This is a genomic window from Pseudomonas sp. W2I6 (genome assembly GCF_030815935.1).
GTDB lineage: Bacteria > Pseudomonadota > Gammaproteobacteria > Pseudomonadales > Pseudomonadaceae > Aquipseudomonas.
Genome location: NZ_JAUSXJ010000001.1, coordinates 1,804,661 through 1,824,466 on the forward strand (window position 1 = coordinate 1,804,661; position 19,806 = coordinate 1,824,466).

General features: G+C 62.8%; 23 protein-coding genes and 1 riboswitch. Of the genes, 8 read left to right on the top strand and 15 right to left on the bottom strand.

Going from position 1 to position 19,806, the window contains the following annotated elements; genetic code table 11:
- The first annotated feature begins 64 nt into the window (after window positions 1-64).
- Window positions 65-1,189: an alkene reductase gene (locus tag QF039_RS08575; protein WP_102368728.1), complete on the top strand. Its 1,125-nt coding sequence runs from the start codon at window positions 65-67 to the stop codon at window positions 1,187-1,189.
- 7 nt (window positions 1,190-1,196) lie between these two features.
- Here the strand turns inward: QF039_RS08575 and QF039_RS08580 are convergent, their stop codons facing one another.
- A complete protein-coding gene (locus QF039_RS08580) occupies window positions 1,197-1,802 on the bottom strand; it encodes a glutathione S-transferase (protein WP_307517438.1) in 606 nt (201 codons plus the stop codon).
- A gap of 64 nt (window positions 1,803-1,866) precedes the next feature.
- Window positions 1,867-2,865: an NAD(P)H-quinone oxidoreductase gene (locus tag QF039_RS08585; protein ID WP_177020849.1), complete on the bottom strand. Its 999-nt coding sequence runs from the start codon at window positions 2,863-2,865 to the stop codon at window positions 1,867-1,869.
- Between the two features lie 176 nt (window positions 2,866-3,041).
- Here QF039_RS08585 and QF039_RS08590 point away from each other — a divergent pair, with 176 nt between their 5' ends.
- Window positions 3,042-3,917 carry a LysR family transcriptional regulator gene (locus tag QF039_RS08590; protein WP_008431428.1) on the top strand — a complete coding sequence of 292 codons (876 nt, stop codon included), beginning with the start codon at window positions 3,042-3,044 and terminating at the stop codon, window positions 3,915-3,917.
- Window positions 3,918-3,986: 69 nt separating this feature from the next.
- Here QF039_RS08590 and QF039_RS08595 read toward each other — a convergent pair whose 3' ends face one another.
- A complete protein-coding gene (locus QF039_RS08595) occupies window positions 3,987-4,805 on the bottom strand; it encodes an alpha/beta fold hydrolase (protein WP_003220116.1) in 819 nt (272 codons plus the stop codon).
- 142 nt (window positions 4,806-4,947) lie between these two features.
- Between QF039_RS08595 and QF039_RS08600 the strand changes: the two genes are divergently transcribed.
- Window positions 4,948-6,015 carry an NAD(P)-dependent alcohol dehydrogenase gene (locus QF039_RS08600; RefSeq protein ID WP_003220118.1) on the top strand — a complete coding sequence of 356 codons (1,068 nt, stop codon included), beginning with the start codon at window positions 4,948-4,950 and terminating at the stop codon, window positions 6,013-6,015.
- 159 nt (window positions 6,016-6,174) lie between these two features.
- On the opposite strand, the gene mntP is transcribed toward QF039_RS08600, so the two are convergent.
- The 9 genes from mntP to QF039_RS08645 form a co-directional block, all read right to left on the bottom strand.
- Window positions 6,175-6,738, bottom strand: coding sequence for a manganese efflux pump MntP (gene mntP, locus QF039_RS08605; protein WP_307517446.1), 564 nt, complete (start codon window positions 6,736-6,738; stop codon window positions 6,175-6,177).
- 10 nt (window positions 6,739-6,748) lie between these two features.
- A riboswitch (yybP-ykoY riboswitch) is annotated at window positions 6,749-6,915 on the bottom strand.
- Window positions 6,916-6,956: 41 nt separating this feature from the next.
- Window positions 6,957-7,907, bottom strand: a complete 951-nt coding sequence (locus QF039_RS08610) for an oligopeptide/dipeptide ABC transporter ATP-binding protein (protein WP_307517449.1) — start codon at window positions 7,905-7,907, stop codon at window positions 6,957-6,959.
- Complete coding sequence (locus QF039_RS08615; RefSeq protein WP_032898749.1) at window positions 7,904-8,899, bottom strand: ABC transporter ATP-binding protein; 996 nt, start codon at window positions 8,897-8,899, stop codon at window positions 7,904-7,906. The genes QF039_RS08610 and QF039_RS08615 overlap by 4 nt, the downstream gene beginning before the upstream one ends.
- Window positions 8,896-9,777, bottom strand: coding sequence for a D,D-dipeptide ABC transporter permease (ddpC, locus tag QF039_RS08620; RefSeq protein ID WP_032868129.1), 882 nt, complete (start codon window positions 9,775-9,777; stop codon window positions 8,896-8,898). Before ddpC ends, QF039_RS08615 begins: the two co-directional genes overlap by 4 nt.
- 19 nt (window positions 9,778-9,796) lie before the next feature.
- The gene (locus QF039_RS08625) at window positions 9,797-10,813 is read right to left on the bottom strand and encodes an ABC transporter permease (RefSeq protein WP_008431420.1); all 1,017 of its coding nucleotides are present in this window, start codon (window positions 10,811-10,813) and stop codon (window positions 9,797-9,799) included.
- Between the two features lie 167 nt (window positions 10,814-10,980).
- Window positions 10,981-12,531: an ABC transporter substrate-binding protein gene (locus tag QF039_RS08630; RefSeq protein ID WP_008431417.1), complete on the bottom strand. Its 1,551-nt coding sequence runs from the start codon at window positions 12,529-12,531 to the stop codon at window positions 10,981-10,983.
- 118 nt (window positions 12,532-12,649) lie between these two features.
- Window positions 12,650-13,192 (bottom strand): D-alanyl-D-alanine dipeptidase, encoded by a 543-nt coding sequence (gene ddpX, locus QF039_RS08635; protein ID WP_307517452.1) that lies wholly within the window; start codon window positions 13,190-13,192, stop codon window positions 12,650-12,652.
- Window positions 13,193-13,213: 21 nt separating this feature from the next.
- Window positions 13,214-14,068 (bottom strand): MurR/RpiR family transcriptional regulator, encoded by an 855-nt coding sequence (locus QF039_RS08640; RefSeq protein WP_032898755.1) that lies wholly within the window; start codon window positions 14,066-14,068, stop codon window positions 13,214-13,216.
- Window positions 14,069-14,204: 136 nt separating this feature from the next.
- Window positions 14,205-14,516 carry a hypothetical protein gene (locus QF039_RS08645; protein WP_087694900.1) on the bottom strand — a complete coding sequence of 104 codons (312 nt, stop codon included), beginning with the start codon at window positions 14,514-14,516 and terminating at the stop codon, window positions 14,205-14,207.
- Window positions 14,517-14,678: 162 nt separating this feature from the next.
- On the opposite strand from QF039_RS08645, the gene QF039_RS08650 reads away from it, so the two are divergent.
- Genes QF039_RS08650 through QF039_RS08660 form a run of 3 tightly spaced genes read left to right on the top strand, consistent with a single transcriptional unit; the run spans window position 14,679 to window position 16,860 of the window.
- Window positions 14,679-15,353 carry a secretin and TonB N-terminal domain-containing protein gene (locus tag QF039_RS08650; protein WP_307517453.1) on the top strand — a complete coding sequence of 225 codons (675 nt, stop codon included), beginning with the start codon at window positions 14,679-14,681 and terminating at the stop codon, window positions 15,351-15,353.
- Window positions 15,350-15,895, top strand: coding sequence for an RNA polymerase sigma factor (locus QF039_RS08655; RefSeq protein WP_102605758.1), 546 nt, complete (start codon window positions 15,350-15,352; stop codon window positions 15,893-15,895). The genes QF039_RS08650 and QF039_RS08655 overlap by 4 nt, the downstream gene beginning before the upstream one ends.
- 38 nt (window positions 15,896-15,933) lie before the next feature.
- Window positions 15,934-16,860 carry a DUF4880 domain-containing protein gene (locus QF039_RS08660; protein ID WP_008431412.1) on the top strand — a complete coding sequence of 309 codons (927 nt, stop codon included), beginning with the start codon at window positions 15,934-15,936 and terminating at the stop codon, window positions 16,858-16,860.
- Between the two features lie 411 nt (window positions 16,861-17,271).
- On the opposite strand, the gene QF039_RS08665 is transcribed toward QF039_RS08660, so the two are convergent.
- Window positions 17,272-17,868, bottom strand: a complete 597-nt coding sequence (locus QF039_RS08665; RefSeq protein WP_177068216.1) for a type II secretion system protein GspJ — start codon at window positions 17,866-17,868, stop codon at window positions 17,272-17,274.
- Window positions 17,861-18,313, bottom strand: coding sequence for a type II secretion system minor pseudopilin GspH (gspH, locus tag QF039_RS08670; protein ID WP_307517458.1), 453 nt, complete (start codon window positions 18,311-18,313; stop codon window positions 17,861-17,863). The genes QF039_RS08665 and gspH overlap by 8 nt, the downstream gene beginning before the upstream one ends.
- Window positions 18,314-18,398: 85 nt before the next feature.
- Here gspH and QF039_RS08675 point away from each other — a divergent pair, with 85 nt between their 5' ends.
- A complete protein-coding gene (locus tag QF039_RS08675) occupies window positions 18,399-18,830 on the top strand; it encodes a type II secretion system protein N (RefSeq protein WP_003218665.1) in 432 nt (143 codons plus the stop codon).
- Here QF039_RS08675 and gspI read toward each other — a convergent pair.
- Window positions 18,817-19,215, bottom strand: coding sequence for a type II secretion system minor pseudopilin GspI (gene gspI / locus QF039_RS08680; protein ID WP_008431408.1), 399 nt, complete (start codon window positions 19,213-19,215; stop codon window positions 18,817-18,819). The two genes, QF039_RS08675 and gspI, sit on opposite strands and share 14 nt — an antisense overlap.
- A 148-nt stretch (window positions 19,216-19,363) precedes the next feature.
- Here gspI and gspG point away from each other — a divergent pair, with 148 nt between their 5' ends.
- Window positions 19,364-19,801 carry a type II secretion system major pseudopilin GspG gene (gspG, locus tag QF039_RS08685; RefSeq protein WP_003218660.1) on the top strand — a complete coding sequence of 146 codons (438 nt, stop codon included), beginning with the start codon at window positions 19,364-19,366 and terminating at the stop codon, window positions 19,799-19,801.
- Window positions 19,802-19,806 lie beyond the last annotated feature (5 nt).

Below are 19,806 nucleotides of genomic sequence, written 5' to 3' on the forward strand. Positions count from 1 at the left end.
GGCTCCCCTGACCGGGAGCCGGCAGCTTCTGCTTGTCTGAAATTTGAATCCGGAACTTTCCCCCATGAGCAACAGCGCTTTAGGTACCCCGATCACACTGGGGCACCACACCCTGAAAAACCGCATCGTCCTGCCGCCGCTTACCCGCCAGCGAAGTGCCCAGCCCGGTGATATCGCCACGGACTTGATGGCGCTTTATTACCGCCAGCGCGCCACCGCCGGCTTCATGGTCAGCGAGGGCACGCAGATCGAGCCTCGCGGCCAGGGCTATGCCTGGACCCCGGGCATCTACACACCGGAGCAGATTGACGGCTGGCGTACCGTGACCGATGCCGTGCATGCCGAAGGCGGCGTGATCTTCGCCCAGCTTTGGCATGTGGGTCGCGTGTCCCATCACGAACTGCAACCCGACGGCGCAGCACCCGTCGCGCCGTCGGCGATCCAGCCGCAGCAAGCCAAGGCATTCGTTGCAACCGGGCCCGGCACCGGTAAGTTGGTGCAGCCACCCGAGCCGCGCGCCCTGGCTACCGCCGAGGTCAAGGAGTTGGTGGGGCTTTACGCCCAGGCTGCAAAAAATGCATTGGCTGCCGGCTTCGATGGTGTGGAAATTCATTCGGCCAACGGCTACCTGGTCAACCAGTTCATCTCGGCGCATTCCAACCAGCGCGACGATGAATACGGTGGCTCACTGCACAATCGCCTGCGGTTCCTGCGGGAAATCGTCGAGGCGGTGGCCGAAGTAGTCGGCCCGCAACGCCTGGGCGTGCGCTTTGCGCCGTTGTTCAGCGGCACTGACCAGGACCGGGTCTACATCGGCCTCGTCGAGGAAGACCCGCATCACACCTACATCGAGGCGATCAAGGTGCTTGAGGCGGCCGGCATCGCCTACGTGTCGATTGCCGAGGCCGACTGGGACAATGCCCCCGAGTTGCCCGAGTCGTTCCGCCAGGCGGTGCGTGACACCTTCAGCGGCCGGATCATCTACGCCGGCCGCTACACCGCAGAGCGCGGCGTGCGGCTGGTAGAGGCGGGGCTGGCAGACCTGATCGCGTTTGGCCGGCCGTACATTGCCAATCCCGACTTGCCCCAACGCCTGCTCAACGGTTGGCCGCTGAACCCGTTGAACGCGGACGGCCTGTATGGCGGCACCGAGGTGGGCTTCACCGATTACCCGGTGTATGCCGGGTAGGCACGGGCTACTCGATCGGGTATTTGCCGAATGCCGGGTGCTGCTCGGCGAGGGCCGCGTGGCGTTGCAAGTGGGGAAACGCATCGGCCTTCACGACGTCGGCTATCTTCAGCTGGGTGAAGGACCAGGCGACCGCCACCGTCAGGCTCGCCTGGGTCAGCGGCAAGTCGCTGTCGCGCTCGGCCACCCGCGCCTCCAATAATGCATAGGCCGCCAGCAGTTGCCCGGTCACGCGGTCGATCCACGGCTGATGCAGTTTTTCGGCGGGCCGCAGGTGATGTTCGTAGACGATCTGCACGGTCTTTTCGCACGCTGCCAGCGCCAGGCCGATCACTTGCAGATCCCTGGCAAGTGCCATTGTTTGCTGGGGCAACAGCTTTTTGGCAGCCGGCGCCAGGGCTTCCAGGTACTCGAGGATCAAGCCGGAATCCATCAGCACCGTGCCGTCGTCGAGCACCAGCGTCGGTGCCTTGACTACCGGGTTGATCCCGGAAAACTCATCGAAGGTGCTGAACACCGACAATGCCTGGTGTTCGAACGCGACGCCGTACAGTTCCAGGGAAATGGCCACGCGGCGCACGTAGGGCGAGTCCAGCATGCCGACCAGTTTCATGAAGCCTCCATTAACCGCAGTGTTTTGTTCTGATGACGTTATAAACCGTTTTTCCGCATGTTTATCAATCCACCCGCAACACAATCTTGCCGATATGGTCGCCACCTTCCATGCGCGCATGGGCCTTCGCGGCGTCGGTATAGGCATACACCTCATCGATCATCGGCAGGCAACGCCCGGCCGACAGCACCGGCCACACGTGTTCGCGCAGTTGTGCGGCAATCGCGGCTTTTTCTTCCCGGGTGCGTGAGCGCAACAACGAGCCGGTAACGATCGCGCGTTTGCCGAGGATCGCCAGCAGGTCGATGTCTTTGGCGCGTGCGCCGCCGAGGAAGCCCAGCATCACCAGGCGACCTTCCATGGCCAGGGCGCTGATGTTGTCGTTCAGGTAGGAGCCACCCATGATGTCGAGGACCACATTGACACCCTTGCCCGCGGTTTTGTCAGCGATGACCTCGGCGAAATTCTGTTCCCGGTAGTTGATCGGCTCGGCTCCCAGTTCGCGGATGGCGGCGCATTTTTCCACGCTGCCGGCGGTGGCGAACGCTTCGATACCGAACTCGCGGCAGAGCATCAGCGCGGTGGTGCCGATGCCGCTGGTGCCGCCGTGGATCAACACGCGCTGGCCTTTATGCGCACCGCCGATGCCGAACAGGTTGGCCCATACGGTGAAGAAGGTTTCCGGGATCGCTGCCGCCTGAATCCAGTCCAGGCCATCGGGAACCGGCAAGGTCTGGCTGGCGGGCACTGCGCAGTACTGCGCATAACCGCCGCCATTGGTCAGGGCGCACACCTTGTCGCCCAGCGCGTACTCGCTGACGCCTTCGCCCAGCGCGACCACCACACCGGCCACTTCCAGCCCGGGAATCGGGCTCATGCCGGGTTTCATCGGATACGTGCCGGCGCGTTGCAGGGCGTCCGGGCGATTGACGCCGGCGGCGTGCACGCGGATCAGCACTTCGCCGGGGCCGGCGACAGGTACCGGCTCCTGACGTGGTTGCAGGACTTCGGGGCCGCCGGGGCTGGTGATTTCGATCAGGGTCATTTCGTGGGGCAGAGTCATTTGAGCGCACCTGTAGCAATGAACGTGTGGGTTGGGACCGCGCCAGTTACCGAGCGGTTCAGCCTGCTGGCGATCCTGGGTATTTTCTCTGGTGCCCAGCATAGCCGTGATGAGTGATGCAATAATGCTGCGATTACACGTCACGCTGATGCAAAAATGCATCTAAGGGGAAAGCCATGAATTGGGACGATGCGCGGGTGTTCCTCGCGGTGTGCCGCGAGTCCACACTGCGCGGGGCCGCGCGGGTGCTGGGGGTAGATCAAGCCACCGTGGGCCGACGGGTCAATGCCCTGGAAAAGTCCCTGAACGCAACGTTGTTCCTGCGCACCTCCGAGGGCTATGCGCTGACCGCCGTGGGTGAAGCCGCGTTGCAATCGGTGGAGAACATGGAGCGCTCGGCCCTTGACCTGGAGCGTCAGGTCCTGGGCCTGGACGACCGCCTGACCGGCACCGTACGGGTGACCACCACTGATTCCCTGGCCATCGACTTCCTGATCCCGGCCATTGCCCGGCTGCACGATGCGCACCCTGACGTGCGCGTGCAGATGGACGCTTCGACCCAGTTGCTTAACCTGGCCAAACGCGAAGCCGATATCGCGGTGCGCAATACCCGCCCGGACAATCCCGACCTGATCGCCCGGCGCATCGCCCGCTGGCCGGTGGGGCTGTTTGCCTCGCAGGCGTATATCGATCGGCACGGCGCACCCGAACCGGGCAGCCTGTTCGAAGGACACGACCTGGTGGTGTACCAGCCGCACCTGCAAAGCCAGAAGGACCTGACCCTGGTCAGCGAGCCGCTGGGACGCGGGCGTATTGTTGCGGCCTTGAGTTCAAGCCTGTTGGTACGCCGCTCCATCGCCGCAGGGATCGGTATCGGTGAGGTTCCGATAGTTTCCGGCGAACGCGACGGCCTGGTGCGGCTGTGGCCGGACCGTACGCGGCCGTTGCCCTACGATGTGTGGCTGGTGACCCATGCCGACCTGCGGCACACCGCCCGGGTGCGGGTGGTGATCGACGAGATCGTCGCGGGGTTTGCCGGCACCGGGGAATAGTACGACTGCCTGAAAAGGCCGGGTGTCAGCCCGGCCAGAAATAAGCCGTCGCAGGAGAACGCAATCGGCTCAGCGTTGCAGGAAGGCCAGCAGATCTTCGTTCAAGGCTTGCTGGTGGGTCACCGCAAAACCATGGGGGGCATCCTTGTACACCTTCAACTGCGCGCCTTTGATCATCTGCGCGGCGACCTTGCCGGTAGTTTCGAACGGCACGATCTGGTCGCCATCACCGTGGATAACCAGGGTCGGCACGTCGATCCTGGCCATGTCCGGGCGGAAGTCGGTTTCCGAGAACGCGGTGACGCAATCCACCGTCGCCTTGAGCGAGGCGAGCAGGGCGATGTTCAGTGTTTGAGTCAATACACCGCTGGAGACCTGTTGGCCCTTGTTGATGCCATAGAACGGCGTATTGAAGTCTGCCAGGAACTGCGCGCGATCCTTCAGCAGCGCGGCCTTGAACCCGTCAAACGCTGCCATCTCGACACCTTGCGGGTAATCCGGCTTTTGCCCGAACAGCGGCGTCACCGCCCCCAGCAACACCAGCCCGGCCACGCGCGCGCTGCCATGGCGGGCGATATAGCGGCTGACATCGCCGCCGCCCATGGAGAAGCCCACCAGGGTCACGTCCTGCAGATCCAGATGGTTGATCAACTGGGCGATATCGTCGGCAAAGGTGTCGTAGTCGTTACCGGTCCAGGGCTGGTCCGAGCGGCCAAAACCACGGCGGTCGAACGCGATGGTGCGGTAGCCGCGGCTGCTCAGGTACTCCATCTGGTATTCCCACATATCGGCATCCAGCGGCCAGCCGTGGCTGAACAGCACCGGTTTGCCGGTGCCCCAGTCCTTGTAGTAGAGCTCGGTACCGTCTTGTGTGCGTAGGGTGCTCATGGCAAAACTCCTTGGGTGAGAGGGCAGCCAATACTATAGGCGCAGAATCTGACGAGGGACTTGTATGCCTGTGCTCGGTTGAACGGTTCAGCGTCTATGCTGGTCAACTGCTTTCTACCGTCTGAACAAACAGGTGAACGAAATGGCCAAGACTTACAGCTACGCCGCTCGTGACTCCAAGGATTCCCTCAAACCCTTCACGTTCGAACGTCGCGCCCCCGGGGCCGATGATGTGCAGATCGACATCCTCTATTGCGGCGTCTGCCACTCGGACCTGCACACCGTACGCAACGAATGGAAAAACACCCTGTACCCGTCGGTACCGGGCCATGAAATCGTTGGACGGGTGACCGCAGTGGGCGCCAATGTCAGCAAGTTCAAGGTGGGCGATTTGGCCGGTGTCGGCTGCATGGTCGACAGCTGCCAGCACTGCGAATCCTGCGCCGAGGGCGAGGAGCAGTATTGCGAAAACGGCTTCACCGGCACCTACAACGGCCCGGCTTTTGGCGGCGAAAACACCTTCGGCGGCTACTCGGACAATATCGTGGTCAAGGAGAAGTTCGTCCTGCGGATCTCCCACGACGAGAGCAACCTGGCGGCGGTCGCGCCGCTGCTGTGTGCAGGCATCACCACCTACTCACCGCTGCACCACTGGAACGTCGGGCCGGGCAAGCGCGTCGGCGTTGTCGGCCTGGGTGGCCTGGGCCATATGGCGGTGAAAATCGCTCATGCCATGGGCGCCTACGTGGTGCTGTTCACCACCTCGCCGAACAAGCGCGAAGACGGCCTGCGCCTGGGGGCCGATGAAGTGGTGGTGTCGAAGAACGCGGACGAAATGGCCAAGGTTGCCAACTCCCTGGACTTCATCCTCAACACCGTGGCCGCGTCCCACAATCTCGACGCCTTCCTCAACCTGCTCAAGCGCGACGGCACCATGACCCTGGTGGGCGCCCCGGATAGCCCGCACCCGTCACCGACCGTGTTCAACCTGATTTTCAAGCGTCGCAGCCTGGCCGGGTCGTTGATCGGTGGCATCCAGGAAACCCAGGACATGCTGGATTTCTGCGCCAGGCACGGGATTGTCTCGGACATCGAGATGATCGACATCCAGGGCATCAATGACGCCTACGAGCGCATGCTCAAGGGCGATGTGAAGTATCGGTTCGTGATCGACATCGAGAGCCTGAAGAAAGAAAAACACGCGGCCTGATTGATCGCTGCAGATCCCTGTAGGAGCGGGCTTGTGTGGGAGCGGGCTTGCTCGCGAAGGCGGTGTGTCAGTCGCTCAATAGGCTGGCTGAACCACCGCTTTCGCGAGCAAGCCCGCTCCCACCCAAGCCCGCTCTCACATTTTGATCTTCGCCGGTTTCTAGGCCGACAGGTGCTCATACAAAATCGTCGCACCCACCAGCATCAACACCACGCCGCCAACCATCTCGGCGCGCTTGCCGACCGCAGTCCCCAACACCCGGCCAAGCATCATGCCGATGGTTACCATGGTCATCGTCGCCAAGCCGATCGCCGCAGCGGCCACCAGGATATTCACGTCGACAAACGCCAGGCCTACACCCACCGCAAGGGCATCGATGCTGGTGGCAAACGCGGTCACGGCAAGAATCATGAACGAGTGCTGGCTCGGTTTCTCTTCCTCTGGATCATCGGCCTTCAAGCCGTTGTAGATCATGTGCAGGCCCAGGGCTACCAGCAGGGTAAAGGCGATCCAGTGGTCCCACTGCTCCACCCAGCGAGTGGCAGCCTGGCCGATAGCCCAGCCGATGATCGGCGTGATCGCTTCAATCACACCAAAGATCAGCCCGGCCCGCAGGGCTTCGGTCAGGCGTGGTTTGTGCAGGCTGGAACCTTTGCCAATGGCCGCCGCAAAGGCGTCCGTGGACATGGCAAGGGCGAGAAGAATCAGGGAAATAGGGTTCACGGTAAGGCTTCCAGTCGGGCTGTATGAGTCAACGACACAACCACACGCCCGACTTCAGGCATGGATGTGTCGCTGGTCTCACCAACCAAAATGGTGTTCGCACCACGGCATGTTGCCGAGAATGTTGATACGAACGCTTCGAGAATCCGAAGCAGGCTACTCCCCAACGAGGTGGCGGATCATAGCCGCGCAATCATGAAAATTTCGTTAAGGACGCCTCACGGATGTTCCAGGTGACAGCGCACCTGCTGACTCATCCCTCCCGTCAACCGCTGCGGCCGCTCACAGCCTTGTGTACGCCTCGGGCAGCGGTCGAGAAAGAAACACCCACCCGGCAACACCCGGTTCCCCGGCAGCTCTGTCGGTGCACTGACATACGCGTCGTCCAGCGCCACCCCCAGCTTGGGCACCGCCTCCAGCAACAGCTGGGTGTACGGATGCTTCGGCTGCTCCAGCACTTGCTCGGCACACCCCAGTTCCACGATCTGCCCCAGGTACATCACCGCCACCCGGTCGGCCATGTGCCGCACCACCGAAACGTTGTGGGAGATCAGGATGTAGGTCAGCCCCAGCCGCCGTTGCAGCTCGGCCAGCAGGTTGAGGATTTGCGCCTGCACCGAGATATCCAGGGCCGAGGTCGGCTCGTCCAGCACCAGGATGCTCGGGTTGGACGCCAGCGCGCGGGCGATGGCGATCCGTTGGCGCTGGCCACCGGAAAACTGGTGCGGGTAACGGTCCAGGTATTCGGCACGAATGCCTACCTGCGCGGCGACCTTGGCGGCGATGGTGCGCATTTCACTCATGGGCGTGTCGCCAAGGGCGAACAGCGGTTCGGTGATGATTTTCCAGATGGGCAGGCGCGGGTCGAGGGACGATTGCGGGTCCTGGAATACGATCTGCACATGCCGGTGGCGTTCCCGGGCACTTTCGTAGACCCAGTCCACTTCACCGTCACTGGGCTTGACCAGGCCCATCAGCAACTGGGCGAGGGTGCTTTTACCACAGCCGGACTCGCCGACAATCCCCAGGGTTTCCCCACGGCGAACCTGCAAGTCGATGCCGTTGAGGGCGTGGGCATAACCGCGCGGGCGGCCCAGCCAGTCGGTTTTTACCGGGAACTTGACCCGTACATCCCGCAAAGCCAGCAGTGAATCTTGAGACACGGTCATTGCACCGACTCCCCGGCAGTCAGCCAGCACGCACTTTTGCGGGTGCCGGCAGGGTTGATCAGGTCCAGGCGCGGGCGCTCGATGCATTGGCTCATGGCCTGGGGGCAGCGTTCGCGAAAGGTGCAGCCTGAGGGCAGGGCGGCAAGGTTGGGCACCTGGCCGGGGATGGTCAGCAGGTCGTCGCCGGGTTTCACCTGTTCCGGTAAGCCGCTGAGTAGCCCTTGGGTGTAGGGATGGCGCGGGTCGCTCATCACCTGGGCGGTGGGGCCTTCTTCCACCACGGCGCCGGTGTACATCACATACACCCGGTCGCAGAACTGCGAGACCACAGCCATGTCGTGGGTGATCAGCAGGATCGCGGTGCCGCGTTCCCGGGCTTTTTCCCGCAGCAGCAACAGCACCTGGCGTTGCACGGTGACGTCGAGGGCAGTGGTGGGCTCGTCGGCGATCAGCAACTGAGGGTCGCAGGAAAACGCCAAGGCGATCATCACCCGCTGGCGCATGCCGCCGGAGAGTTCGAAGGGGTAGCTGTCGAGCACCTGTTCGGGGTCGGCGATGTGCATGTCCCGGAGCAGGGCGATGGCCTTGGCACGGGCGGCGGCCTTGCTCAGGCGCTGGTGGTGGATGATCACATCGAGCATCTGCCGGCCAATGCGCCGGGTCGGGTTCAGCGCGGTCATCGGCTCCTGGAAGATCATCGCCGCGTCACGCCCGCGGATCTGCAGCAGCTCCTTCTCGCTGGCACCGAGCATGTCGCGGCCGAGCATCTGCAAGCTGCCGGCGGTGATCCGGTAACTGCGCTCCGGCAGCAGGCGCAGGCTGAGCATCGCGGTCACGGATTTGCCGGAGCCGGATTCACCCACTACGCCGACGACTTCGCCGGGGTTGACGTGCAACGACACGCCGTTGAGTGCCTGGACGTTGTTGCGGTAAGCCGGGAATTCCAGGCTCAGGTTGTCGATGGCAAGCACTGCCGGACTGGACATGGTCATTTCCCCTGTTGCCGTGGGTCGAGCAGGTCACGAACACCGTCACCCAGCAGGTTGAAGCCGGTCGCGGTGACCAGGATCGCCAGCCCCGGAAAGGTCGAGTACCACCAGTTGTCGAGAATGAAATTGCGCCCGGTGGCAACCATCGCGCCCCATTCGGCGGTGGGCTGTTGTGCACCCAGGCCGATGAAACCCAGGGCCGAGGCCATCAGGATCGCGCTGCCGATGTCCAGGCTCAGTTGCACCAGCAACGGCGGCATCGCATTGCGGCCCACGTGCCACGACACGATGTGCCAGCGCCCGGCGCCGAAGGTCTGGGATGCCTTGACGTAGCCCATCTGCCGAATGCTCAGGGCCTGGCCCCGGGCCAGGCGCACGTAGAACGGGATGCGCACCACGGTGATTGCCAGCATCGCATTGAACAGGCTCGGGCCCAGTGCGGCGGCCAGGGCCATGATCAGCACCAGGGACGGCACCGACAGCATGATGTCCATCAGGCGCATGATCAGGCTGTCGAAACGCCCGCCGATAATCCCCGACAGGCAGCCCAGCAGCCCGCCCACCAGGCAGGACGAAAACGCCACGAACAGGCCCACGCCCACCGACTGGCGGCTGCCGTACAGCACCCGGCTGAACAGGTCGCGGCCGACTTCATCGGTGCCGAACCAATGTTCGGCGGAGGGCTCGGCCAGGCGTTGCGCCAGGTTCAAGGCATTGGGGTCATGGCTCGCCAACCAGGGGGCGAAGGCCATGCAGATCAGCACGATCAAGGTGATGGTCAGGCCGGCGATGGTCAGCGGGCTGCGGCGTATTTGATAGCCCAGGTACTCCATTCGCGCACGCCAGGTGGGGCGCTGTTCCAGGGGCACCGGTACGGGCATGGTCAGGGGAGCGGTCATCTCAATTCACCTCGCCGATGCGCGGGTCGACCACCCGGTAGAGCAGGTCGATCAGCATGTTCAGCAGTACATAAATAAACGACACCAGGATCGCGAAGCCCATCACCGCCGGGAAATCCAGGGACTGGATCGACTTCACCACATAGGCACCCATGCCCGGCCAGGCGAACACGGTTTCGGTCAGCACCGCGCCATACAGCAGGTCGCCGAGGGTCAGGCCGAGCACGGTGATCGACGGGATCAACGCGTTGGGCAGGGCGTGGCGCAGGATCACCGCCCAGCGCGACAGGCCGTAGGCGCGGGCGGTACGGATGTAGTCCTCGCCCAACTGGTCGAGCATCGCCGAACGAATCTGCCGGGCGACTACGCCGAGGTTGACGAAACCCAGGGTGACGGCGGGCAGGATCAGGTGTTCCAGGGCATTCAGGAACAGTGGGATATCGCCGGCCAGCAGCGAGTCGATCAGGTAGAACCCGGTGATGGTGCGCGGTGGTTCGAGGCCTTCATCCAGCCGCCCGCTGCCGGGCAGCCAGCCGAGCTGGCCGTAGAACAACACGATCAGGCCCAGGCCGAGCCAGAAGGCCGGCGTGGAAATGCCGGTAACCGCCAGCGTTCGGGCGATCTGGTCGATGGCGCGGTTGTGATACACCGCTGACAGCACCCCCAGCGGTACGCCCACCAGTACCGAGAGCAGCAGGGCGGCCACCGCCAGTTCGAGGGTCGCGGGGAAGAACGCTTTCAGGTCTTCCAGCACCGGGCGGCTGGTGCGGATCGAGGTGCCGAGGTCGCCGTGCAGCAGGTCGCTCATGTAGCGGCCGTATTGCTGGTACAGCGGCAGGTCGAGGCCCAGTTGATGGCGGATGTTCTCGACAATGGCGTCGCTGGCCCGGTCGCCGGCAATCAGGCGCGCCGGGTCACCCGGGATCAGGTGGGAGATGCAAAAGGTAATCAGCGAAACGCCGACGACGACCAGGATCAGGCCGAACAGGCGTTTGCGCAACATATTCAGGAAGGCCATGAGGGCTCCTCGGTAACGCGAGACATTTGGATCAGGAATACAGCCTGGAAAACACAGCAGGTCCAGTGTGGGAGCGGGCTTGCTCGCGAATACGGTGGGTCAGTCATACATCGGGTAACTGATACACCGCTTTCGCGAGCAAGCCCGCTCCCACATTTGATCGCGTGTTACTTACTGATCTCAGCCACGTTGAACACCTGCTCCAGCATCGGATGGAACACATAACCCTTCACCGAATCACGCATCGGCAGGGTGTAGTTCTTCTGATAGAGGTAGGCGTATACGCTGTCCTTGAGCACGATCTTCTGGGCTTCCTGATACAGCTCGGTGCGCTTGGCCGTGTCGTTGTTGGCCGCCGCATCACGAATCAGCTTGTCCACCACCGGGTTGCTGTAGAACGAACGATTGCCCGGCAGGCCTTGCAGGGAGGAGTCGAACCAGAAGTTCATGTACATGTAGGGGTCGGAGAAGTCCGGTGCCCACGAGCCGATGGACACGTCGAAGTCACCCTTGCCCAGGCGCTCGCGCATGGTGGCGTTGGCAAGTTTTTCCATCTTCAGGTTGATCCCCAGCGGCGCCAGGCTGGCTTGCAGGGTCAGGCCGATGGATTCCCAGTCCGGGTCCTTGTCGGAGTACATGTAGTTCAGGTTGGTGATTTTTTCCGGGAGTTTCTTCAGGTTCGCGCCCGCGCTGTCCAGGTCCTGTTTCATCAAGGGCAGGCTCGGGTCATTGGCCCACATGCCGGCAGGAATCGGCCCGTTCATCAACTTGGCCTGGCCCTTGAGGATGCCGTCGACAATGCCTTTGTAGTCCACCGCATCAACGATTGCCTGGCGCGCATTCTGGTTGTTCAGCGGGGCTTTCTGGTTGTTCAGGTACAGGTAGGTCACCCGCAGCGACGGGAATTCCTTGATCACCACGTCTTTCTTTTTGGCCAGGTTGGTGAGCTGGTCCTGGGGCATGTCTTCGGCGATGTCCAGGTCACCGCGTTCCAGTTGCAGGCGGCGTACCGAGGCTTCGCTGATGATCTTGATCACCACCTTGTTCAGCGCGGGCTTGGTGCCGGCGTAGTAGGTGTTGGGTTCCAGGGTCAGGCTCTGGCCCTTCTGCCAGTTGCTCAGGCGAAAGGCGCCGGAGCCGGCGGTGTGGGTGGAGAGGTAGGCGTTGACGTCGCCCTGTTTCACCACGTCCGGGTTGATGATGCCGGCGCCGTTGTGGGCGAGGGTGTAGAGGAAGGGCGCGTAGGGCTTGGCCAGGGTGAAGCGCACGGTGAGCGGGTCGACCACGGTGACTTTCATGTCATCCGGGAACGCACCCGACGGGCCTTGCTTGAGCTGCATCACGCGGTCGAAGGAGAACTTCACCGCATTGGCGTCGACCTCGGCGCCGTCATCGAACTTGTTGCCGGGCTTGAGTTTGAAGTCCCACACCAGACCGTCGGCCGAGGTGGTCCAGCTGTCGGCCAGGTCGCCCTTGACCTCGGTGCTGCCCTTGCCGTTTTCGACTTTGTAGGCCACCAGCTTCTGGTACGCCGGGTACGTCACCGCCCAATCATTGTTGTCGATGGTCACGGCCGGGTCGAGGGTTTGCGGGTCGGCGGCCTTGCCGATCATCAGGGTGTCTTTGGGCGCCGCGGCACTTGCCGATTGCCACGCGCCCAGGCTCAGGGCGGCGCACAGCAGGGAGAGTGCGAGGGTCTTGCGGTTGCTTGGGGTCATGCCGGTTTCCTTGATTATTTAGAGGAAAAAGCGGGTTGGTTTATTTTTATGAAATCTATAACCGGGCAGTTGGAGCTAAAGGGTGCTGCTAATTATTGTGATGGTACGGTCCTTGTGATCAGTGTGACTCCTCAATTAATGGGAAAAGTTCGGCATCCGGCAATTCGTAATGCCACCACTCGGTAGCAATCGCCTTGAAGCCGGCGCCGAGCATGATGCCCAACAACAGCAGGCGGTTGCGCTGCACCTGCGGCGGCAGGTCGGGGTAGAACTGGTGGGACCTGGGCTCCATGGCATCAAACGCCGTGCCCATGTCCAGTGGGGTGCCGTGTTCATCAATCAGTGTCAGGTCGACGGCCACGCCGCGGGTGTGGTGCGAGCCCAGGCGCGGGTCGCGCACGTAGTCCGGGTTGGGCAGGGCTTGCCACAGCAGTTGCTGGGCGTAGGCAGGGCGATAGGCGTCGTAGATCCGCAACGTCATGCCGGCCTGGCGTGCCAACAGGCTCGCCTTGCGCAGGCAGGCCGCCGCTTCGGTGTGCAGCAGGCAGCGGGTGTTGCGGTAGATCACGGTGCCTGCCAGGTTGTCGGCACTGGCGTAGATCAGGTCGACCTGTACCGGGTATTCCGGTGGGGCGATTTCTACCAATGGGCTGGTATTCACTCAAAGATTTCCTTTCCAGGGTCAGGATTCGAACTGGCCGAAGGCCTGTTGCAGGGCGCGGTTTTTTGCCAGGCGTGCATCCAGTCGCTCGCCGTAGCGGTCAGCGACGGCAGACACCATCAGGTTGAACAGGCACGTCAGGGGCGCCATGGAGTCCCAGAACTGGCCGACATCGGTTTTCAGTTGCAGCAGGTCCAGGTCGTAGTCCCGGGCCCAGGGGCATTGCAAGTCAGTGATCAGCGCCAAGGGTAGACCCTGGGCGTTCGCGGTCTCGCAGAACGTGGGCGTGATGCTGGAATAGGCGCGGAAGTCCGCTGTAATGGCGTAGGGTTTTTCAAAGCCGGAGTTCAAGGTCTCGGCGTAGATCCCCGACAGGCCATCGACGTAATAGACCTTGGGGCGAATGTATTCCAGGTGACTGTGGAACGCGTTGAGGATGCCCCGGGTGGACTGGATACCGAGGATGAACACGGCGTCTGCATCCACGATGTGCTGCACGATATCGGCGAAACCCTGGCTGCGGGCCAGGCCGTATACATGCTGAATGGCTTCGATCTCGCGGTTGAGGGAACGGTCGAGGGCGTCTTCCTGATCGTTCTCCTGGCGAAACGCACCCAGGCGGTCGGTGATCAGCCAGGAGGCTTGCGGGTCGCCGCGCAGGCCTTGCTTGACGTCATCGAGGTTGCGATAACCCAGGGTTCGCAAGAAACGCCCCACTGAAATCCCGGTGGTGCCGGCTTGCTGGGCGATGCTGTCGGCGGTTTCGAACGGCAGCTGTTGCAGGTTGCCCAGCAGGTAGGTCGCGATGCGCTTGCCGGTGGGCGTCAGCGTCGGGAACTGCTGTTCCAGCGTGCGCTGGAAGCTGTTTTTATCCATGACGTTTTCGCGCAGGCCGGTCATTGATGTTACTCATGTTTCATGATTTTGATGTCTGTTAGAAACATAACATCGGCAATCGCGATAACACAATGGCTTTTTTTGCACTGGGCGGGCAGGGGGGGACAAGCGGCGATCAAGGCCGCTGGGGTTTCACCGAAGTACCGAACGTATTGCCCATGCGCACACTGGTCGCTGCGGGTGTAGAGAGCCCGATCTGGTTCGGCTTGCGTTTGTCGATGGGCACCTGTTGCGCTTGCTGGTTCTTTTGCGTGGCCTTGGCGGCGTCCGGGTGGTTGCCCATCTGCTGGCTCAGGCAGCCATAGTCCGGTGCCTTGTAGCCATCCACGTTGACCTCGGTGCAGCCATTCGGCGTTCCTTCGGCGTGGGCCATCAGCGGCAGGGCAGCACACAGCAACAGGCTGGCGAGGGTCGGGAACAGGTTCATCGGTGCCTCCTGGCGAGCCCTGGGAAATGGGCCGGTATGGCTCGAAAGTGTAGTGCAGCGGGCTGCCCGTCACCGTGATGTTTTTTTTGCTGGCACCGTAACATCAGGTTCATAAACTGGCCTCAGGATGACGGTTTTGTAGGCTATGTCGGACGTGTTGCGATGCTGAGCAGGGGGGCTTGGAGGCGCGCGGGCTGCTGCCTGGCTCTGCTGTTGGGGCTGGCGCAGGCCGCGCGCGCCGAAGTGACCCTGGACCTGCCCGCGCAGAACCTGGATAGCGCCCTGCAGGCGTTCAGCCATGCCACCGGCATGGCGGTGCTGGTGGACCGCGAGTTGACCCGGGGCCGGCGCTCCATCGGCGTGCATGGCCGCTACAGTGCGCAGCAAGCCCTGGGCCTGCTGCTGACAGGGAGTGGCCTGATGGCGCGTTATGCCCGCAGCGATGCGTTCACCCTGCAAGTCCCCGAGGTCAGCCAGCCGGCCACGACGCGGGGGCTGAAGGCAGGGCATGCAGCACGGATCAACAACAGCTATGCCGCGGCCTTGCAGCAGGCGATCGAACGCAGTTTGTGCCGTTCGCCGCTGACCCGCCCCGGCAGTTTCCGGGCGCTGGTGCAGGTGTGGGTCAACGGTGACGGGGTGATCGAACACAGCCGCCTGGTCAGCTCCACCGGTGACCTGCAGCGTGACGAAGCGCTGGTACGCGGCCTGGGCGCCACCCGGGTCGAACGCCCGGCGCCCAGTTCGCTGCGCTTGCCGGTGACCTTACTTTTGATGCCCGATTCAACAGGAACACGCATGGAATGCACAGCAGGGGAAGGAGTTTCCGGGGCATGAAAGATACCGGCCACAGCATGATGGTCAGCCTGTTCCTGGCGTCCTACGAGGACTTCAAGGTACGCCTGCGCAAGCGCCTCGGGTCCGAGGACCTGGCCAACGACGTGCTGCACGAAACCTACCTGCGGGTCGACCGCATGGACGTACCGCCGAACCTGGCGCAACCCAATGCCTACCTGTATCGAATGGCGCTGAACATCGCCGCTGACCGACGCCAGGCGGATGCGCGACTGTTGACCGGCAGCGAAGTCGAAGAGCTGCTGCAGACCGTCGATGAAGCCCAGGACCCGTCGCGGGTGGTGGGTGGCCAGCGGGAAATCCAGTCGTTGCTCAAGGCCCTCTACGAACTGCCGGCGCGGCGGCGCCAGATCCTTATCGCTGCACGTCTGGAAGAGGCGCCACACCTGGAGATCTCCAGGCGTTTCGGGATTTCCACGCGCATGGTCGAAAAGGAAATCAAGGCCGGGCTGGGCCACTGTGCACAGCGCCTTGAAAGAAAAGTGATCCAGCGGTTCGGTCCCGGGGCCGGAAAACCGTCTTAGTGATTGAGTCCCTGATAATCCGTTGAGTACCTGCGCGCTTGAACATTTTTAACCTCTCCGCTGCCCGTGCTGCGCCCGACAGCCCCCTGCACGATGAAGCGCGTGACTGGCTGGTGCTGCTGACGTCGGGCCGGGCCACCGTTGCTGATGCCAAGGCGTTGCGCCAGTGGTGCGCCCAGAGCCCGGAGCATGCCCGGGCGTTCGAGCAGGCCAAGGTGTTGTGGCAGCAATTGGCTCCCGCCGCCGAGCAGTTTTCCCGGCCGCGGCATTTTGGGCGGCGGGCGTTTTTGGGCGGGGCGATTGCGGCGTCGGCGGCGGTGTTGATGGTGCGGGTGACGGTGCCGGGTGGGTTTGCCGGGTTGACGGCGGATTACCGCACCGAGGTCGGGGAGCAGCGGCGGGTGGAGTTGGGTGATGGGGTTCGGCTGGAGCTCAATACGCAGACGCGGATCAGCCGGCGTGAGGGTGGGATTGAGTTGTTGGAGGGGGAGGTCGAGGTGCTGGCCGATGCTGCGATGCCGCTTCAGGTTCAGGCGGGTGGAGGGTGGTTGAGTGCGGCTCGGGCGCGGTTCAATGTGCGCAATACGGATCACAGTGTGTGTGTGACGTGTATTGATGGGGCGCTGTTGGTGGGTGTTGGGGGGCGTACGGTTCGGCTTGAGGGTGGGCGGCAGCTGACTTATGACGCCAGCGGTGTGGGTGAGCCGGTGGCGGTGGACGTGCAGGCTGTGGTGGCTTGGCGGGAGCAGGTGCTGGTGTTTGACAATGCGACGCTGGCGACGGTGGTGGATGAGATCAATCGCTATCGGCCGGGGATGTTGCTGCTGATGAATGCGCAGTTGGGCAAGCGGCGGGTGCAGGCGCGGTTTAGTCTGCATCAGTTGGCGGGGGTGGCGCTTTTGATTCGCGATGCGTATGGGGCCAAGTGTACGGAGTTGCCTGGCGGTGTTGTTTTGTTGAGTTAGATCGGTGTGCATATCCGTTATTTAGGTAACGGCTGCTTCAAAATCAAAAGCACAGCGGCCTCCCGGCCGGCTTGAGTGTTAAAAGCAAAGGCAAAGACCAGAGCGAAAACAGATCTGCTTTTCTGTGGGAGTGGGCTTGCTCGCGAAAAACCTGAGAGCGCCGCGTTCATCCAGAATGCCCGCGTCATCGTTAACGACCTTCGCGAGCAAGCCCGCTCCCACATTTGGACCGTGCCCGCTTTAGCTTTTGATTTTGCTCTTCAACACTCAAGCCTAAGCGAGGAGCCGAGTGGTGGGGCAAGAGCGTGTTGCTTACTTTTGACTGGGCCGGCATTCCGGCTTTTCGAAAGTGAGCGGAACCCATATCAGCCATAACAAAAATAACGGATATGTACACCACCCCAAAAAGCCCTACCGCAAGGGCCCCAAAACCTGCCGATACCGCTCCACCCCCTGGCCCGTCTCCCGCACCAGAACCACCTCGATCCCCAGCGGTTCATCCTGCCGATTCCCACTCAACTGCCGCCACCCCTTGTCCCAAACCCGCACCTGCAAATCCCTGACCTGCCCAAGCACCGCCACCGCATCCCGGGGCGCCGGCAGCGGATACCGATCCCGCGCCGGTGCAGCTGCCCGGTACAGCGTGTCGCCCTTGAGCCACCACCGCACCCGCTGCAACCCATCCCCAGGAATCGGAGCCGTACGGATCACCTCCAGCCGAAACCCCTTGCTGTCCGAACTCCTCACCGACACCGCCGCCAACCCGCCAGGCTTCGGCGCGTCTTCGCCAATCGGCGGCCCCAACTCCACCCCCGCGCGCAAGCTCACATCCAGCTGCATCTGGTTCAGCGCCCGCAACAACACCTCCGTCTGCTCACTGCTGGCCTGCAAATGCTGATCAGCCCGGGTCACGCTGTCCAACCCGCGCCAGGCAATCACACTGACCACCGCCATCAACATGATCGCCACCATCACCTCGATCAGCGTAAAACCCTTCTGGTCACTCATGACTCACCACCCGCAACAACCCCGCCGCATCCCGTTGCAGGCTCAGGCTGTATTGCCCATCCGACAGCGCCACCCGCACCGGCGGGTTCACCCATTCAGCATCCAGCACCAATGTTTTCCCAGGCTCGATGCGCACCTGCATCGGCGCACTGTCCCAGGCCCGCGGACGCAGTTGCTGATCGCCGCTGAAGTTCTCCACTCCCAGCCCATCATCGGTAACGCGGCTGAAGCGAAATCCCTTGGCATCGGCTTTCCAGGTAATCGCCCGGCCATCGGCACGCGCCTCGGCCTGGGCCACCTGCAGCAACTGGCTCAAGCGTTCCGCGTCCTTGCGCAGCAGGTGCAGCGGATCAGGCTTGATGCTCAGGCTGATGGCCGCACTGGCGATGCCGATGATCACCAGCACCACCATCAACTCGATCAACGTGAAGCCCTGCTGTTTCATTTTTTGCTCCCTGATCAACCGCTGAAATAAAAAGGTGTGAATTGCCCTGTAGCCTGAGGCGACGGACAAACAGGAGGTCCCGCCCATGGCATTCATCCATCGTTTTTCACCCGCCCATGGCGTCCAGGCCGTGGCGTTGCTGGCGGCGCTGGCAGGGGTTGCGACCTGGACGCCGCTGTTGCTCACGTCGGCCGAGTCCCACACCCCGCAGGCCGCGCCCCAGGCGTTGGCGGCCCGCAGCGACAACCCCGCCGTGCAATGGTTTTCCAATACCCCGGCGGTGATGCAGATCAAGGTCTCCGGGGTGCTTGCCGGGGCGCGTGGGGCGGTGGCGATCCTCAGTCTCAACGACGGCCCGCCCCGCAGCTTTTTGTTGGGTGAACGCCTGAGCCCCGGCGTGCGGCTGACGGCCATTGAAGGCGATAGCGTGGAGATCGAGCGCGGCGCGGAAAAAATCCGCGTGCCCCTCGACAAGTTGCCCGACGGGCCGGCGTTGCCAAGCCTCATTCGGCAGTAACCGGGCGCTTCACCGGCGGGCGCCCCAGCAGTGTCTCCAGGCGTGCCAGGGGGGGCGCTTCCCGGGTGGCGTCCAGCACCTGCACGCTGACCTGGAACAGGCGCCCATCCGGCCCGTTGCTGATGGTCTGTTCGCAACGCAGTTTCAGCCGGCCCTGGTCGCAGTCGAACGTCTTGCGCCCGGTGCTCACCCGACCTTCCAGGCGCAGTTCCGCCATCCGCCCCTGGGCTGCCAGCAGCGCCATCGACTTGTCCCGCAGCAGGCCGTTGCTGGTGGTCATCAGCCCGGCCACGCGTACCGCCGCCGCCATGGCCACGGCGATGATCGCCAGTGCCACCAACACTTCAATCAGGGTGAAACCTTGCTCGTTGCGGGGCCCGCCCATGGCGTACTCAAAACCGGGAAACAGGCCCGCAGACTAGCCCCGGGAGTTGACCGATTGGCGACCAAAGCTCCCGAGGATTTTCAACATGACTGACATGTGTTCTTGCAACACTGCGCCACGAAATGCACTCAAGCCAAGGAATGTCGACATGGATATCGCACACTTCACGTCAGCGCGCAGGCAGCGCGGTTTCACCCTGATCGAGATCATGGTGGTCGTGGTGATCCTGGGGATTCTGGCGGCGCTGGTGGTGCCCAAGGTGCTCGACCGCCCCGACCAGGCGCGGGCCACAGCGGCCCGGCAGGACATTGGCGGGCTGATGCAGGCCCTGAAACTCTACCGCCTCGACCACGGCTCGTATCCCAGCATGAACCAGGGCTTGAAGGTGCTGGTGGAACGCCCGGCCGATGCGAAAAACAGCAACTGGCGCGCCTACCTCGAACGCTTGCCCAACGACCCGTGGGGCAACCCGTATCACTACCTCAACCCAGGGGCCAACGGCGAAGTGGATGTGTTCTCCCTCGGCGCCGACGGGAAACCTGATGGTGACGGCGTGAACGCCGATATCGGCTCCTGGCAGCTGTAAGGCCG

Bases quoted from the DNA above. Each gene is read 5' to 3' on its own strand.
- QF039_RS08575 (WP_102368728.1), top strand. From the start codon at position 65: ATGAGCAACAGCGCTTTAGGTACCCCGATCACACTGGGGCACCACACC.
- QF039_RS08580 (WP_307517438.1), bottom strand. From the start codon at position 1,802: ATGAAACTGGTCGGCATGCTGGACTCGCCCTACGTGCGCCGCGTGGCC.
- QF039_RS08585 (WP_177020849.1), bottom strand. From the start codon at position 2,865: ATGACTCTGCCCCACGAAATGACCCTGATCGAAATCACCAGCCCCGGC.
- QF039_RS08590 (WP_008431428.1), top strand. From the start codon at position 3,042: ATGAATTGGGACGATGCGCGGGTGTTCCTCGCGGTGTGCCGCGAGTCC.
- QF039_RS08595 (WP_003220116.1), bottom strand. From the start codon at position 4,805: ATGAGCACCCTACGCACACAAGACGGTACCGAGCTCTACTACAAGGAC.
- QF039_RS08600 (WP_003220118.1), top strand. From the start codon at position 4,948: ATGGCCAAGACTTACAGCTACGCCGCTCGTGACTCCAAGGATTCCCTC.
- QF039_RS08610 (WP_307517449.1), bottom strand. From the start codon at position 7,907: ATGACCGTGTCTCAAGATTCACTGCTGGCTTTGCGGGATGTACGGGTC.
- QF039_RS08615 (WP_032898749.1), bottom strand. From the start codon at position 8,899: ATGACCATGTCCAGTCCGGCAGTGCTTGCCATCGACAACCTGAGCCTG.
- ddpC (WP_032868129.1), bottom strand. From the start codon at position 9,777: ATGCCCGTACCGGTGCCCCTGGAACAGCGCCCCACCTGGCGTGCGCGA.
- QF039_RS08625 (WP_008431420.1), bottom strand. From the start codon at position 10,813: ATGGCCTTCCTGAATATGTTGCGCAAACGCCTGTTCGGCCTGATCCTG.
- QF039_RS08630 (WP_008431417.1), bottom strand. From the start codon at position 12,531: ATGACCCCAAGCAACCGCAAGACCCTCGCACTCTCCCTGCTGTGCGCC.
- QF039_RS08640 (WP_032898755.1), bottom strand. From the start codon at position 14,068: ATGGATAAAAACAGCTTCCAGCGCACGCTGGAACAGCAGTTCCCGACG.
- QF039_RS08645 (WP_087694900.1), bottom strand. From the start codon at position 14,516: ATGAACCTGTTCCCGACCCTCGCCAGCCTGTTGCTGTGTGCTGCCCTG.
- QF039_RS08650 (WP_307517453.1), top strand. From the start codon at position 14,679: ATGCTGAGCAGGGGGGCTTGGAGGCGCGCGGGCTGCTGCCTGGCTCTG.
- QF039_RS08655 (WP_102605758.1), top strand. From the start codon at position 15,350: ATGAAAGATACCGGCCACAGCATGATGGTCAGCCTGTTCCTGGCGTCC.
- QF039_RS08665 (WP_177068216.1), bottom strand. From the start codon at position 17,868: ATGAGTGACCAGAAGGGTTTTACGCTGATCGAGGTGATGGTGGCGATC.
- gspH (WP_307517458.1), bottom strand. From the start codon at position 18,313: ATGAAACAGCAGGGCTTCACGTTGATCGAGTTGATGGTGGTGCTGGTG.
- QF039_RS08675 (WP_003218665.1), top strand. From the start codon at position 18,399: ATGGCATTCATCCATCGTTTTTCACCCGCCCATGGCGTCCAGGCCGTG.
- gspI (WP_008431408.1), bottom strand. From the start codon at position 19,215: ATGGGCGGGCCCCGCAACGAGCAAGGTTTCACCCTGATTGAAGTGTTG.
- gspG (WP_003218660.1), top strand. From the start codon at position 19,364: ATGGATATCGCACACTTCACGTCAGCGCGCAGGCAGCGCGGTTTCACC.